This window comes from Carnobacterium maltaromaticum DSM 20342 (genome assembly GCF_000744945.1).
Classification (GTDB): Bacteria; Bacillota; Bacilli; order Lactobacillales; family Carnobacteriaceae; genus Carnobacterium; species Carnobacterium maltaromaticum.
In genome coordinates this window covers 1,089,899-1,104,611 of record NZ_JQMX01000001.1, presented here as the reverse complement: position 1 = coordinate 1,104,611, position 14,713 = coordinate 1,089,899, and the positions used below count along the sequence as shown (strand labels likewise).

The window sequence follows — 14,713 nt, the reverse complement described above, 5'->3', positions numbered from 1 at the left end:
AAAAAGTGAACCTTTTAAGAAGGTTATGAAGTCGGAGGAATGAAAATGAAAAAAGGTAAATTAGTTAGTTTATTAGGAATTGCTTTAACTTCAACGATAGTTCTTGCAGCTTGTGGAGGCGGTAGTGGCTCTGATAAGGCAAGTGACTCAGCTTCAAAAGACAGCTCAGGTAAAATGGCAAAAAAACAAGAGCTAAACTTAATTGAAAGTGCGGAAATTCCAACAATGGATTCAGTTATGAATACAGATACTGTTGGTTCAATTGTTATGAATAACGTTTTTGAAGGTTTATACCGTCAAGACTTAGATAACAATCCTGTTTTAGGAATGGCAGCAGAAGAGCCAAAAATTAGTGATGATAAATTAACTTATACTTTCAAAATCCGCGATGATGCAAAATGGTCAAACGGAGATCCTGTTACTGCCGGTGATTTTGTTTTCTCTTGGCGTCGTTTAGTAGACCCAACAACAGCAGCACCATATAGCTACATGATGGATGGTGTTATTGCAAATGCTTCTGCTGTAATTGCAGGAGAAAAACAACCTGATGAATTAGGTGTTAAAGCTGTTGATGATAAAACACTAGAAATTCAATTAGAACGTGCAGTTCCATACTTTAAAGGACTATTATCATTAGCAATGTATTACCCACAAAATGAAAAATTTGTAACTGAACAAGGCGAAAAATATGCATCAAATAGTGATGCATTGGTTTATAACGGACCATTTAAATTAGCTGCTTGGGACGGAACTGGTTTATCTTGGGAATATGATAAAAATGATACGTACTGGGATAAAGACACTGTAAAATTAGATAAAATCAATGTCGATGTAGTTAAAGAAACATCAACTGCATTAAACTTATATGATGATGGTCAAATTGACCGTATGGTTTTAACTGGTGAATATGTTCAAACAAGACAAGATGATCCAGATTTGAAAAAATTCCCAACTTCTTCAGTATTCTTCTTGAAATTTAACCAAGAGCGTAACGGAAAAGCAACACCATTAGCAAACGAAAATATTCGTAAAGCTCTTTCAATGGCGTTTGATAAGCAAGCATACGCAGATACTGTTTTACAAAACGGTTCTGTACCGGCTAATGGTTTAGTACCAGCTGGACTTGCAAAAGATCCTAAAAACGATAAAGACTTCCGTAAAGAAAATGGCGATTTATCAAAATATGATGCTAAAAAAGCACAAGAATTTTGGAAAAAAGGTCTGAAAGAACTAGGTGTAGATAAATTAGATTTAGAATTCCTTTCAGATGATACAGAAAATGCAAAACGTTCTTCTGAATTTATGCAAGGTCAATTAGAAGAAAACTTAGATGGACTGAAAATTACTCTTAGAAACGTACCATTTAAAGTTCGTATTGATAACAATGATAAACAAGATTACGATATTCAATTATCTGGTTGGGGTGCAGATTTCTCTGATCCAATTAACTTCTTAGAATTGTTTGAAACTGGAAATGGAAACAATAAATCAGGTTTCTCTAATGAGAAATATGATAGTTTATTAAAAGAAATTTCAACAACAAGTTTAACTGATCCAGAAAAACGTTGGGAACAAATGTTAGAAGCTGAAAAAGTTCTCTTTGATAACGGAGCAATTGCACCAATCTATCAACGTTATTGGGCAGTTTTAGAAAAACCAACTGTTAAAGATATCGGTTACCACTTAGTTGGAGCAGATTACTCTTACAAATGGACCTATTTAGAAGATAAATAAAGAACTAAACTAGGAAAGGCCTAACCGGCTTTTCCTAGTTTTTTTGTCATGGTTCTAGTTGCTTTAGCAACTTAAAAACATGATACACATCCATCTAAGATGGACTGTGTTCCTTTTCTAGAAGCACAGTATACATCGACCGGAATAATCCCAAACTATTGGTCTATTATGGTTCTTTTTGCTTTAGCAACTTAGAAAATAGAAACACATAGCTGTATTTCTTTTTTCTAACAGATTTTAACACTCAACGAACTTTTTTCTGTTTTAAAATAACTTGAATTCACAAAAAAGAGAATCCCATTAAAAAATTTAGAGACATATGAGACATAGATTAGAAAATGATAGAATCAAATTGATAGCTTTTAAATTCAATGATAAACTTCAATTAATTAGTTTGGTAAAAACTATTTAAAAAAGAGCATACAGAATCAACTATGGGAGGTTTTTTTTTGAAAAAAAGTAAAGTAATTGGATTAGCTAGTTTAGCATTGTTTTCAACGATTGTTTTAGCTGCTTGTGGAGGAAACAAAGATAACTCAAGCACAGATTCGGGCTCTAAAACAGCTAATAGTGGTGAGTTAGCAGAAAAACAAGAATTAAATTTAATTGAATCAGCTGAAATTCCAACAATGGACTCAGTTTTAAACACAGATGCGGTAGGTTCAATTGTTATGAATAATGTTTTTGAAGGTTTATACCGTAAAGGGTTAGACGGAGAAAATGTTTTAGGAATGGCGAAAGAAGAACCAACAGTTAGTGAAGATGGTTTAACTTATACATTTAAGCTTAGAGAAGATGCAACATGGTCAAATGGAGATGCTGTAACAGCCAACGATTTTGTGTTCGCTTGGCAAAGAGTAGTTAATCCAGAAACAGCAGCTCAATACTCATACATGATGTCTGGTATTATTGAAAATGCAAGTGAAATTTCAAAAGGGGAAAAACCTGTCACTGATTTAGGGATTAAAGCAATTGATGCTACGACCTTAGAAGTGAAATTAGCTGCAGCAGTTCCTTATTTTAAAGATTTATTAAGTTTAACAATGTATATGCCACAAAATGAAAAATATGTAACTGAAAAAGGCGAAGATTTTGCTAAAAATAGTGAAAACTTAGTTTATAATGGTCCATTTGAGTTAACAGACTGGGATGGAACAGGCTTAAGCTGGTCTTATAAAAAGAATGACAGTTATTGGGATAAAAAAGCAGTTAAGTTAGACCGAATTAATGTTGACGTTGTAAAAGAAACCGGAACAGCCTTAAACTTGTATGATTCAGGAGATATTGATCAAATGAAGCTTTCAGGAGAGTATGTTCAAACGCGTGATGGCGATCCAGATTTAATTAGTATTCCAACGTCATCTGTTTTCTACTTGAAATACAACCAAAAACGTGGCGATAAAGATACAGCTTTAGCAAATGAAAATATCCGTAAAGCTATCTCAATGGCATTTGATAAACAAGCTTATTCAGATACTGTTTTACAAAATGGCTCTATCCCAGCAGATGGGTTAGTACCAGAAGGCCTAGCTAAAGACCCAGAAAATGGGGAAGATTTCCGTAAAGAAAATGGAAACTTATTATCATATAATCAAAAAGAAGCGAAAAAACTTTGGGAAAAAGGTTTGAAAGAAATTGGTACCGACAAAGTTACTTTAGAGATGTTATCGGATGATACAGAAAATGCAAAACGTTCGTTAGAATTTATGCAAAACCAACTTCAAGAAAACTTACCTGGTTTAACGATTAAATTGAAAAATGTACCATTTAAAGTTCGTGTTCAATTAAATAACCAAATGGATTACGATATCCAAGTTGCTGGTTGGGGTGCAGATTATCCAGATCCAATTAATTATTTAGAATTATTTGGAACAGATAACAGTAATAATCGTTCACATTATTCTAATGCTGAATATGATCAATTATTAACTGAAATTGGAACTACTAGTTTAGCCGATCCAGAAAAACGTTGGGATCAAATGTTAGAAGCTGAAAAAATCTTGATGAAAACAGCTGGTATTGGTCCAATGTATCAACGCTACAATGCTGTGTTACAAAAACCGTATATTAAAGACCTTGCTCGCCAAATTGTTGGACCTGAGTATTCGTACAAATGGGCTTATGTTGAAAAACATTAAACTCTAAAATAAAAAAGCTTCAGGAAAATGAAACTCATTTTTCTGAAGCTTTTTCTTTTATTTCATTAATACGCTCATCAGGTAAATGGCTATAAATAAATTGTTTTAATTCCTCATAGTCAGTGTTGGATAAGTTCATTGAAGGACAGTAAAGTAAGTTAGCTTGACTATCATTGATAAAATATAAAATAAAATCAGGCTTAATAATCACTTTTTGAACCATTGACCATTGGGCAGTTGTCGGTGGATTTGTACCCATACGTGTTTTAATTTGTTTATTTCCTAATTCGATTTTTCGTGTTAAAGTAAATAATTCTGGATGCATGTCTCCATTATTCTCTAACTTGCGTAAAACCATTTTTTTAGTCATTTTCTTTAAGAAAAATAAACTGACGAAAAGAGCAAGAGCTAAAATCGTTAAAAAAGTTGTAACCCAAGTCAATTGCCAACCTGATTTTGCAGTTAGCTGAAGTAAAAGGGCCAAGGTAATAAAAAAAATGCCAAGAATCAAATTTCGTTGCATCCGAAGCTGTTTTTTAAACTGTTTGGAGTAGTCAAGTATAAATTCTTGTGTAGCCAGATAATCGTTTTTAGAAAGTGTATAAGTTATTTTCATAAAATGCCTCTTTTCTTGTGTCAAAGTTAGTATACCAAAATTAAAAAAAAGAGGCAAAATAGATGTGGTTAAATGAATCTTTTCTGTTTTCATTTAAGCTATGTTGTATAATACTTATATAAACTAAAAAAGGACTGAGTGAGATGAAAGCCATAGAGAGAAGAGAAGCCATAGTGGTTTCTTTAACTAAAAGTAGTCAAGCAATAAGCGCGTCTCAATTAGCTAAAGAATTAAATGTGAGTCGTCAAATTATTGTTGGAGATGTCGCTTTGTTAAGAGCAGAAGGAATGGATATCCTTGCCACACCTCGTGGATATATTATTCCTAAAGCGAGTATTGAAGAGCGGTTTATCGGGCAAATTGCTTGCCAACATACTGAAAAAGAAATGAGAGAAGAACTTTATACGATTGTAGATTATGGTGGAGAGATTGTGAATGTTATTGTCGAGCATGCCTTATATGGTGAATTGATTGGACAATTAACAATCAGATCTCGAAGTGAAGTGGATGATTTTTTTGTTAAAATGTCAGAGAATCAAGCTTTACCACTATCTCATTTAACAAATGGAATTCATTTGCATACAATTGCTTGTAAAGACAAAAAAACATTTTTAAAAATAAAAGCAGAGTTGACTAAATTGGGTATTTTATATCAAAACGAATAAGGTGTCTTGACATCTGAATGGATAACGCTATAATGAATTTATATATGTGTCAAGACATGTGTAAATTCATTTATGTGGAGTGGTTATTTGAAGACAGGGAAAGTTCAGCGCCTGACGATTTCGGCGTTATTAATTGCAGTAGGGATTCTAATCCCGATGTTTAGTCCGGTGAGATTTATGATGGAGCCTGTTTCCTTTACACTAGGAAGTCATGTTGCTATTTTTATTGCCATGTTTATCTCACCTTCAGTTGCGGTGGCAGTTGCATTAGGAACTACTTTTGGATTTTTTATTGGTGGTTTTCCAATTATTATTGTAATGCGAGCGTTGTCTCATGTGCTATTTGCTTTAGTAGGTGCATTAATTTTAAAGAAATACCCAACTATTTTGAAATCGCCTGTTAAATCTCAAATTTTTTCACTTGGAATAGGTATTATTCATGGAGCAGCAGAAGTCGCTGTTGTAGCTGTATTTTATTTTACGGGAAATGCGGCCGGCACATTCTATAGTCAAGGGTTTATGCAATCGATAATCCTGCTTGTCGGAGTGGGTTCGGTTGTTCATAGCATGATTGATTTTGCTTTAAGTTACATTATTTGGCGAGGATTAACCGCAAGAAGAAGTCCATTAACAAATAAATAATTAAGAATTTACTAAATTAATGTATTTTTAACAAGGATAGAAATAGAACTAAACTTAAAACAGACTATATAAACACTGCCATATAGGGAATAGTTAATTTATGGAATCAAAATATATCCACTTTTTTCAACTAACTAAGCAAAAATAAAAAATAATAAAGCTATCTCCTTACGATTAATTTGGTATAATAATTTTGTCAGTATGATTTTAATTTAAAGGGGTTTAGTTAGTTATGAGCAAAAAAATGAATGGGAAATCAAATTCTCGAGGATTTATAAGAGAGCTTTTTAGTACTCTGATAACTTTAGCTGTGGCATTAACAGTGGTTTTATTATTACGAACATTCATTTTTTCACCGGTTATTGTTAAAGGAGAGTCAATGAGTCCGACGTTAGCTAACAGTGACAGAATTTTGCTCTTGAAAATGGAAAAGGTCAAACGATTTTCGATTGTTACTTTCCCTGCTCCAGATGATCCGAGTCAGAATTATGTGAAACGGGTAATTGGTTTACCTGGAGACAGTATTTCTTATAAAAATGATGTCCTAGAAATCAACGGTAAAGCCTATGAAGAACCCTATCTTGATGAGTATAAAGCTCAGTTACCTGAAAGAACTCTTTTAACAAATGATTTTACTTTAGAACAAATCACGGGTGATGAAGTTGTTCCTGAAGGAGAATACCTTGTGTTAGGTGATAACCGACAAAATTCAAAAGATAGCCGAATGATTGGCTACATTAAAGCTGATGATATTCAAGGTGTGGCTGATTATCGCATCTGGCCTATCAAAACATTTGGTCGAATTGATCAATAACTAAAAATTAGATTGTTATTCAAATAGAATAGCACTCTAATTTTTTTGATTTAAAAAAGAAAAAAACCAACTGAATAATCAAGCCGCTTTTCATCATACACAACTTGATTTGGAAATTTTATCGTAGACTTCTGTAACTTATTCCATCTTTTTTCATTAAAAATAGTTTGACAAATCATAGGAAATAAATTAAATAGGTGAAATTTCCTTGAAAGTAGCGTATAATAAAGCGAATAAGAAAAGCGGTGGAGTGCTGATTGATTAGTGCTCCTATTTTAATGTTAAGGAGAGCTTATGTTTACTAAATTCAAACCAACGTGGATGGTCGAAGCCATTTATCAAATTACACCAGAACAATTAAAAAAACGCAATTTTAAAGCTGTATTAACAGATTTAGATAATACGCTAATTGCTTGGAACAACCCTGACGGTACAGAAGAATTGTTACTTTGGATTGAAGAAATGAAAAATGCTGGGATCCCAGTTGTCGTGATTTCAAATAACAAAGCAGTACGAATTGAGCGAGTTGTAAATCAATTAGGTTTAAAATATGTACAAAGAGCAATGAAGCCATTAACAAAAGGTTTTAAAGAAGCTCAAAAATTAGTTGATTTGCCTAAAGACCAAATTTTAATGGTTGGTGATCAAATTATGACAGATATTCGTGGGGCAAATGCAGCTGGAATTCAAAATGTTTTAGTCAAGCCAGTTGTAGAATCAGATGCTTGGAATACAAAATTTAATCGTGCAATGGAACGTCGTATTATGAAATATCTATGGAAAAAACATCCTGAAATGAGTTGGAGGAAAACAATCGATGACAACGAATGAAGTTGATTTAAATGAAGAAATCCGCTGTATCGGCTGTGGAGCAGTTATTCAAACAAATGCTCCAGGGGAACTAGGTTATACACCTGTTTCAGCACTTGAAAAAGGATTAGAAAATGGTGAAGTGTACTGTCAACGTTGCTTTAGATTGCGCCATTACAATGAGATTCAAGATGTACAACTAACCGATGATGATTTTTTGAGATTATTAAATGAAATCGGAGCAGAGGACGCCTTGATTGTAAATGTCATTGATATTTTTGATTTCAATGGAAGTTTGATTCCAGGTTTGCATCGCTTTGTTGGCAATAACCCTGTGTTGTTAGTCGGAAATAAAGTTGATTTGCTGCCACATTCATTAAAACGTGGCAAAATGACTCAATGGTTGCGAGAGCGTGCACATGAAGAAGGTTTACGACCTAAAGATGTTATTTTAACCAGTGCAATGAAACCTAAAGAAATGGATGATTTGCTAAAAACCATTGAAAAATATCGTGAAGGTCGTGATGTATTTGTTGTGGGTGTAACAAATGTTGGGAAATCAACATTAATCAACCAAATCATAAAAAATACAGCAGGAGTTGCAGATGTTATTACGACTTCTCAATTTCCAGGGACAACCTTAGATCGAATTGAAATCCCGTTAGATGATGGAAAAAGCTTGATTGATACACCAGGGATCATTCATCGCCATCAAATGGCGCATGTACTAGGTGATAAAGATTTGAAATTAATTGCTCCTAAAAAAGAGATTAAGCCAATGGTCTATCAATTAAACGAAGGTCAAACATTATTTTTTGGTGGTGTGGCTCGTTTTGATTATATTCAAGGTGGCAGACGTTCATTTACATGTTATACTTCTAATGACTTGAAAATTCACCGTACGAAGTTAGAAAAAGCGGATGAACTATACGCAAATCATGTTGGTGAAATGTTGCAACCACCTCGTAAAGATGAGGTTGATAATTTCCCAGAACTTGTCCGTTTTGAATTCTCAGTTAAAGAACGTAGCGATATTGTTTTTGCTGGTCTAGGGTGGGTAACAGTCAATGAACCAGGAGCTGTTGTAGCTGGATGGGCACCAAAAGGTGTGGACGTAGTCATTCGTAAATCATTAATTTAAAAGAAAATAACTACTTGGTTTGAGCTAAGTGGATGGAGTGAAGTATTAAATGAAGTTAACAGGAAAACAAAAAAGATTTTTACGTAGCCAAGCGCACCATTTAACCCCTATTTTTCAAGTTGGTAAAGGTGGATTAAATGACGATATGGTGAAACAAATTGGCGAAGCTGTTGAAAAAAGAGAGCTGATTAAAGTTAGTTTATTACAAAACACAGATGAAGAAGTAGATGATGTTGCCCTTGCTTTAGAAAAAGCCTTAAAAGTTAATGCTGTGCAAGTGATTGGTCGTGTTATTGTCTTATTCAAACCTTCATCACAAGAAAAATATCAACGAATTTCAACGGAATTGCCTCGAGCAAGCCGTTAAATAGTAGTAAAGAGGTTAGGTGATTAATGTGCAAAGTCAAACGAATGTGTTAACTGAAGTAGAATCATTACCAGAAGAGCGAATTCGAGTAGGCATTATTGGTGGAACATTTAACCCACCTCATATTGGTCATTTAGTGATTGCAGACCAAGTTTGCCAACAACTAGGCTTAGATAAAGTTTATTTTATGCCAGATGCTAATCCGCCTCACATTGATAAAAAAGAAGCTATTGCAGCTGAACATCGAGTTGCAATGGTCGAAAAAGCGATTGAAGACAATCCCTTATTTGGATTAGAAAGTTGTGAAATCCAACGTGGTGGTATTAGTTATACTTTTGATACAATGCTAGAATTAACAAAAGCTCATCCCGAAATTGACTATTATTTTATTATTGGTGGTGACATGGTTGATTATTTGCCAAAATGGTATCGAATTGACGAGTTGATTCAAATGGTACAATTTGTAGCAGTAAAAAGACCTAATTACGCCGATAGTAGTCCGTATCCACTTATCTGGGTAGATGTTCCAGCCATGGAAATCAGCTCAACAGGATTACGAAAAAAAATTAAAAATGGCTGTTCAGTTCAGTATTTAATTCCTGATAAAACCTTAGCTTATATTAAGGAAAAGGAGTTGTATCAAAATGACTAAGTCCGATATTGTTTATGGAAATCAGTACTTTCGTTTAGATCGAATTTCATTATTAGAACGTGTTCAGATGCAAATGAGTGAACGCCGTTTTAAACACGTTTTAGGTGTAGAAGAAATGGCCATTGCTTTAGCTGGTCGCTACGGAGCTAGTCTAGAAGCGGCGAGTATTGCTGCCTTGACTCACGACTATGCAAAAGAGCGTGATTCAGATGAGATGCGTGAAATTATTCAGCGTGAAGGGTTTCCTTTAGAGCTTCTAGAGTATGGCAATGAAATTTGGCATGGGCCAGTGGGAGCCTATCTTGTTCAGAAGGAACTTGGGATTGATGATGAAGATATTTTGAATGCCATTCGTCATCATACTGTAGGAGCAAGCGAGATGTCACTTTTAGAAAAAATTATTTATGTAGCAGATTATATTGAGCCAGGAAGAGATTTTCCAGGTGTTGCTGAAGCTAGAAAATTGGCTATCACTGATCTCGATGCTGCTGTTGCTTTTGAAACGAAGCATACGCTACTGTATCTAATTGAAAAAAATGCAAAGATTTGCCCATTAACCATTGCAACCTACAATAGCTGGGTTGTTAAATCATAGGAGGAACTAATTTGACATTATCAAGCGAAGAAGTATTAAAAATTGCCGTAAAGGCAGGAGACGACAAGCGTGCTGAGGATATTATGGCCTTAGATGTACGTACAATTTCAATCTTGGCAGACTATTTTGTCGTTATGCACGGAAATAGTGAAAAACAAGTTGAAGCAATTATGAATGAAGTGATTGACAATGCAGAAGCAGCTCATGTTGAAGTGAAACGAGTTGAAGGACGCGATTCAGCGAAATGGATTTTAATTGATTTAGGTGATGTAGTTGTTCATGTCTTCCATTATTCAGAACGTGCTTTTTACAACTTAGAAAAATTATGGAGTGACGCTCCACTAGTTGATATTAGTGAAATGGTCAGCTAATTATGAGTTATCAAACTTTTGCTCAAGTTTATGATGCAATTATGGATGATTCATTATATGAAGACTGGCTATCCTTCGTTCAACAAGAAATCAAGAACGAGGGACAAAGTCTTCTTGAATTAGCTTGCGGAACAGGTGCTTTAGCTGTGACATTGAAAGAAGCTGGATTTGATGTAACGGGTTTAGACTTATCAGAGAACATGTTAAGTTTAGCGAATGAACGCGCGCTGAAAAAAGGGCTAAAGCTACCTTTATTGGAAGGCAACATGCTTGATTTATCTGAGATAGGTCACTATAAAGTGGTGACTTGTTTTTCCGATTCAATTTGCTATATGCCAGATGACGAAGCTGTTTTAAAAGTTTTCCAAGAAGTTTTTTCAATTTTAGAAAATGGTGGAATATTCCTATTTGATGTCCATTCAACGTACCAAATTGACGAAATTTTTCCAGGTTATATGTATAATGACCAATCCGAAGAAATCAGTTTTTTATGGACGAGCTACGAAGGTGAAAACCCACATAGCATTGAACATGACTTAACCTTTTACGTTTTAAATGCAGAAACATCTTTGTATGAGCGCTTTGATGAACGCCATTACGAGCGAACATACCCAATTGAAGACTTTCTAACCATGTTAAAAGTAGCAGGTTTCAGTCGTGTAAAAGTAACCACAGATTTTGGGAGAGCAGCTGTTACAAAAGAAAGCACAAGATGGTTCTTCACCTGTGAAAAAGATTAAAGATAAAAAGCTCGTTGAGTCGTTTAGGCTCGGGAGAAAAATAGGGGAATTTGATGTGGCGCTTTTTGCCACCTCGAACTTCCATCTTTTTTTCGAAGGTTTGGTCCAAAGAAGCTGGATTAAAAAATTAAATAGTGTTAGTAAGGTTGAAATTAAAAGGCTATGGACTTTGTCCCAGCCTCTTTTTCTTCATTAAAAAATAATACGATTACATACATAAGAAGGAGGGACCTTTTTGGAAGAACAAGCAGTCAAGTTGTTAAATGAAATTTATGGATATTCTGATTTTAGAAATGGTCAAAAAGAAATTATTTCTAAAGTTTTACATGGTCAAGATGCATTAGCGATTATGCCAACAGGTGGAGGTAAATCAATTTGCTATCAAATTCCAGCACTGGTTTTTTCAGGCTTGACTATTGTGATTTCGCCATTGATTTCTTTAATGAAAGATCAAGTTGATGCTTTATTAGAATTAGGAATCCCAGCAGCATATGTCAACAGTACGCTGTCTACAAAAGAAATGAATCAACGTTTACGAGATGCAGCAGACGGAGCATATAAACTATTGTATGTAGCACCAGAACGTTTTCAAACGGAAGAGATCCATTATTTAATGCAATCTGTTCAAGTTGATTTGATTGCCATTGATGAAGCGCATTGTATTTCTCAGTGGGGACATGATTTTAGACCAAGCTACTTAGCTTTGTGCGAAACACTTGCGGGGATGGTTCAACGTCCAACCGTTCTAGCATTAACTGCTACTGCAACACCAGTTGTTTCCGAAGATATTATCAAATTGCTTGGAATATCTGAAGAAAATTGTGTCAAAACAGGATTTTCAAGAAAAAATTTAGCTTTTCAAGTTGTCAAAGGTCAAGATCGAAATCGTTATCTCTTAGATTATTTAAAGCTAAACGATGGACAATCTGGAATTGTTTATGCAAGTACGAGAAAAGAAGTTGAACGAATTCACCAATTGCTCCTGTCTAAAGGAATCCAATCAGGTATGTATCACGGTGGTATGGGTGAGCAAGCTCGTAATGTAGCCCAAGAAGCTTTTCTATACGATAAAACGACTGTGATGGTGGCGACAAATGCATTTGGGATGGGGATTGATAAAAGTAATGTGCGCTTTGTTATTCACTATCAGATTCCAAAGAATATAGAAGCTTATTATCAAGAAGCCGGTCGTGCGGGTCGGGATGGACTAGATAGTGATGCTATTCTGCTATTTTCTCCCCAAGATATGATGATTCAACAATTTTTTATTGATCAGTCAGAAATGAATGAAGAATTAAAAAAATATGAATATGCCAAATTACGTGAAATGGCTCAGTATGGTTCGACTCAAATGTGTTTACAACGATTTATTGTACGTTATTTTGGAGAAGATTGTCCTGATTGTGGAAGATGTAGCAACTGCTTAGACGATCGTGAAGCAGCAATTATTACTTTAGAAGCTCAAAAAGTGTTATCTTGTGTTAAACGCATGGGAGAAACATTTGGAAAATCGATGATAATGAAGGTTTTAACTGGTTCAAAAGACCAAAAAATTAAGCAGTGGAACTTTGAAGAACTTTCAACTTATGGTTTAATGAAAGGTGTACCTCAAAAAGAGGTCACACAATTAATTGATTATTTGACAGCTGAAAAATATTTGAGCCCTACAGATGGACAATTCCCCATTTTAAAAGTAACAACTAAAGGCGTTGCAGTTTTAAAAGGTGAAGAAGAAGTAACTAGAAAGCAAGCGAAAGTTGCTGAAAAAGTTGCGGTTGATGATGTTTTATTTGATCAATTACGTGAAGTTCGAAGTCAGTTGGCTAGTGAACACAAAGTTCCCCCTTATATTATTTTTTCAGATGAAACGTTGCGTGAAATGTGCCAAAAATTACCAACAAATGATGAAGAAATGTTAACAGTTAAGGGGATTGGTGAAAATAAGCTTGAAAAATACGGCAATTATTTCTTAGAAATATTGTTGACAGCCAAAACAGTTAAATAAATAGTGTAGCTGAGATAAAAAGATCAAATAGATGAAAGGGTGTATAATTATGAAGAGTTGTGGAGTTATTGTTGAATATAATCCTTTTCATAATGGCCACCGCTACCATATTCAGCAAGCTCGCTTAAAAAGTGGAGCTGATGTTGTCATTGCTGTGATGAGTGGCAATTTTTTGCAACGAGGAGAACCCGCATTGCTAGATAAATGGGCAAGAGCTGAAATGGCTTTAGCAGCTGGAATAGATATTGTAGTTGAATTACCAGTTTATTCAAGTGTGCAAGCGGCTGATTACTTTGCAGAAGGGGGAATCGCCTTACTTCATGCTCTTCAGTGTGATAGTTTCTGCTTTGGTTCTGAAAATGGGAAAGAAAAAGATTTTCAACAAGTGGCTAAATGGTTGATTGATGAAAAAGAAGCCTTTGATCAAGCATTCCAAATGGTTAAGAATTCAGGTTCTTCCTATGCTGCTCAAGTTGAAGCTTTATTAAAAGAAGTGTATCCTACTTTAAGTTTAAATCTTAGTGAACCAAATAATGCGTTGGGTTTAAGTTATGCTAAAGCCAATTTAGCCTACCCAAAACCAATGGAGATGTATACAATTAAGCGCGAAAAAGCCGGTTATCATGAGACAACTATCCAAGATCTAGAATTCGCTAGCGCAACCGCTATTCGTAAAAGTTTAATTAAAAAAGAGAGTACGGTTGAATCGGTTATGCCGGCCAGTAGCTTGGAGTTAGTTAATCAGGAAAAATTTGTTAGTTGGGAAAATTATTGGCTGCTGTTACGGTATCAAATTATGGTTAGCACAGTTGATGATTTGCAACAAATTTACCAAATGAATGAAGGTATTGAATTTCGTTTGAAAGAAAAAGTGAAAGAAGCTGAGACTTTTACAGAATTCATAGGGTTAGTTAAAAATAAGCGTTATACCTGGACAAGGATTCAGAGACTGTGTATCTATATTTTGTTACAATTGAAAAAAACGGATGTTGAAGCTTCTGTAGAGGGGTTAAAAGCTATTCGAGTCTTAGGGTTCACGGAACAAGGTAGAAGCTATTTAAAAGCCAAAAAAACAAAGATTGAGTTGCCAATTGTAACGAACTTGAATGCAGCCAATAAAAACTTTTTTGACTTAGATATTCGTGCAGGATTTATCTATCAATTAGGAAATCCGCACATTTTACCACAAGATTATCGCAGAAAACCTATTTATCAAATAAAAAGTTAAATTAGATAGGCAACTGAGTAATTAAAAAGATAACGTTTGATTTAAATATAGTAGATAGAAAATTTATAGAAAAAAGAAACAATCTAAAAATAAGTTTTTTTTAATAATTCGCAAGAATGGTGAAAAAGTCTATGAAAGCCATAGATGACTGAGTTTCCCTGTAAGGTAAAATACATTGACAAAGGGGCTTACAAC

The 14,713-nt window shown here is 34.6% G+C and carries 16 protein-coding genes; 15 read left to right on the top strand and 1 reads right to left on the bottom strand.

Features of this window, described 5'->3' with window-relative positions:
- Window positions 1-45 precede the first annotated feature (45 nt).
- Both BR77_RS05270 and BR77_RS05265 read left to right on the top strand, forming a co-directional pair.
- Window positions 46-1,734: a peptide ABC transporter substrate-binding protein gene (locus BR77_RS05270; protein WP_010051868.1), complete on the top strand. Its 1,689-nt coding sequence runs from the start codon at window positions 46-48 to the stop codon at window positions 1,732-1,734.
- Between the two features lie 449 nt (window positions 1,735-2,183).
- Window positions 2,184-3,872, top strand: a complete 1,689-nt coding sequence (locus BR77_RS05265; RefSeq protein WP_010051870.1) for a peptide ABC transporter substrate-binding protein — start codon at window positions 2,184-2,186, stop codon at window positions 3,870-3,872.
- Between the two features lie 34 nt (window positions 3,873-3,906).
- On the opposite strand, the gene BR77_RS05260 is transcribed toward BR77_RS05265, so the two are convergent.
- Window positions 3,907-4,488, bottom strand: coding sequence for a hypothetical protein (locus BR77_RS05260; RefSeq protein ID WP_015075976.1), 582 nt, complete (start codon window positions 4,486-4,488; stop codon window positions 3,907-3,909).
- 143 nt (window positions 4,489-4,631) lie between these two features.
- On the opposite strand from BR77_RS05260, the gene BR77_RS05255 reads away from it, so the two are divergent.
- The 13 genes from BR77_RS05255 to BR77_RS05195 all read left to right on the top strand — a co-directional run bounded on the left by BR77_RS05255 (window position 4,632) and on the right by BR77_RS05195 (window position 14,518).
- The gene (locus BR77_RS05255; RefSeq protein ID WP_015075977.1) at window positions 4,632-5,153 is read left to right on the top strand and encodes a transcription repressor NadR; all 522 of its coding nucleotides are present in this window, start codon (window positions 4,632-4,634) and stop codon (window positions 5,151-5,153) included.
- Between the two features lie 87 nt (window positions 5,154-5,240).
- Window positions 5,241-5,795, top strand: coding sequence for a hypothetical protein (locus tag BR77_RS05250; protein ID WP_010053386.1), 555 nt, complete (start codon window positions 5,241-5,243; stop codon window positions 5,793-5,795).
- A 232-nt stretch (window positions 5,796-6,027) separates the two neighbouring features.
- On the top strand, window positions 6,028-6,609 hold the full coding sequence (lepB, locus tag BR77_RS05245) for a signal peptidase I (RefSeq protein WP_010053387.1): 582 nt from the start codon (window positions 6,028-6,030) through the stop codon (window positions 6,607-6,609).
- A 294-nt stretch (window positions 6,610-6,903) separates the two neighbouring features.
- Window positions 6,904-7,440, top strand: a complete 537-nt coding sequence (locus tag BR77_RS05240; RefSeq protein ID WP_010053390.1) for a YqeG family HAD IIIA-type phosphatase — start codon at window positions 6,904-6,906, stop codon at window positions 7,438-7,440.
- Window positions 7,427-8,560 carry a ribosome biogenesis GTPase YqeH gene (gene yqeH, locus BR77_RS05235; protein WP_015075979.1) on the top strand — a complete coding sequence of 378 codons (1,134 nt, stop codon included), beginning with the start codon at window positions 7,427-7,429 and terminating at the stop codon, window positions 8,558-8,560. Before BR77_RS05240 ends, yqeH begins: the two co-directional genes overlap by 14 nt.
- Window positions 8,561-8,609: 49 nt before the next feature.
- A complete protein-coding gene (yhbY, locus tag BR77_RS05230; protein WP_010053393.1) occupies window positions 8,610-8,927 on the top strand; it encodes a ribosome assembly RNA-binding protein YhbY in 318 nt (105 codons plus the stop codon).
- Between the two features lie 19 nt (window positions 8,928-8,946).
- Window positions 8,947-9,579, top strand: coding sequence for a nicotinate-nucleotide adenylyltransferase (locus tag BR77_RS05225; RefSeq protein ID WP_016356382.1), 633 nt, complete (start codon window positions 8,947-8,949; stop codon window positions 9,577-9,579).
- Window positions 9,580-9,646: 67 nt separating this feature from the next.
- Entirely contained in the window at window positions 9,647-10,174 is a 528-nt protein-coding gene (yqeK, locus tag BR77_RS05220; protein WP_404815125.1) for a bis(5'-nucleosyl)-tetraphosphatase (symmetrical) YqeK, read from the top strand.
- Between the two features lie 11 nt (window positions 10,175-10,185).
- Window positions 10,186-10,545 (top strand): ribosome silencing factor, encoded by a 360-nt coding sequence (rsfS, locus tag BR77_RS05215; RefSeq protein WP_015075982.1) that lies wholly within the window; start codon window positions 10,186-10,188, stop codon window positions 10,543-10,545.
- A gap of 2 nt (window positions 10,546-10,547) precedes the next feature.
- Window positions 10,548-11,285 carry a class I SAM-dependent DNA methyltransferase gene (locus tag BR77_RS05210; protein WP_015075983.1) on the top strand — a complete coding sequence of 246 codons (738 nt, stop codon included), beginning with the start codon at window positions 10,548-10,550 and terminating at the stop codon, window positions 11,283-11,285.
- Entirely contained in the window at window positions 11,272-11,481 is a 210-nt protein-coding gene (locus BR77_RS18995) for a hypothetical protein (protein WP_010053401.1), read from the top strand. The genes BR77_RS05210 and BR77_RS18995 overlap by 14 nt, the downstream gene beginning before the upstream one ends.
- 39 nt (window positions 11,482-11,520) lie before the next feature.
- The gene (gene recQ / locus BR77_RS05200) at window positions 11,521-13,290 is read left to right on the top strand and encodes a DNA helicase RecQ (RefSeq protein ID WP_010053402.1); all 1,770 of its coding nucleotides are present in this window, start codon (window positions 11,521-11,523) and stop codon (window positions 13,288-13,290) included.
- A 49-nt stretch (window positions 13,291-13,339) separates the two neighbouring features.
- The gene (locus BR77_RS05195; protein ID WP_015075984.1) at window positions 13,340-14,518 is read left to right on the top strand and encodes a nucleotidyltransferase; all 1,179 of its coding nucleotides are present in this window, start codon (window positions 13,340-13,342) and stop codon (window positions 14,516-14,518) included.
- Window positions 14,519-14,713 lie beyond the last annotated feature (195 nt).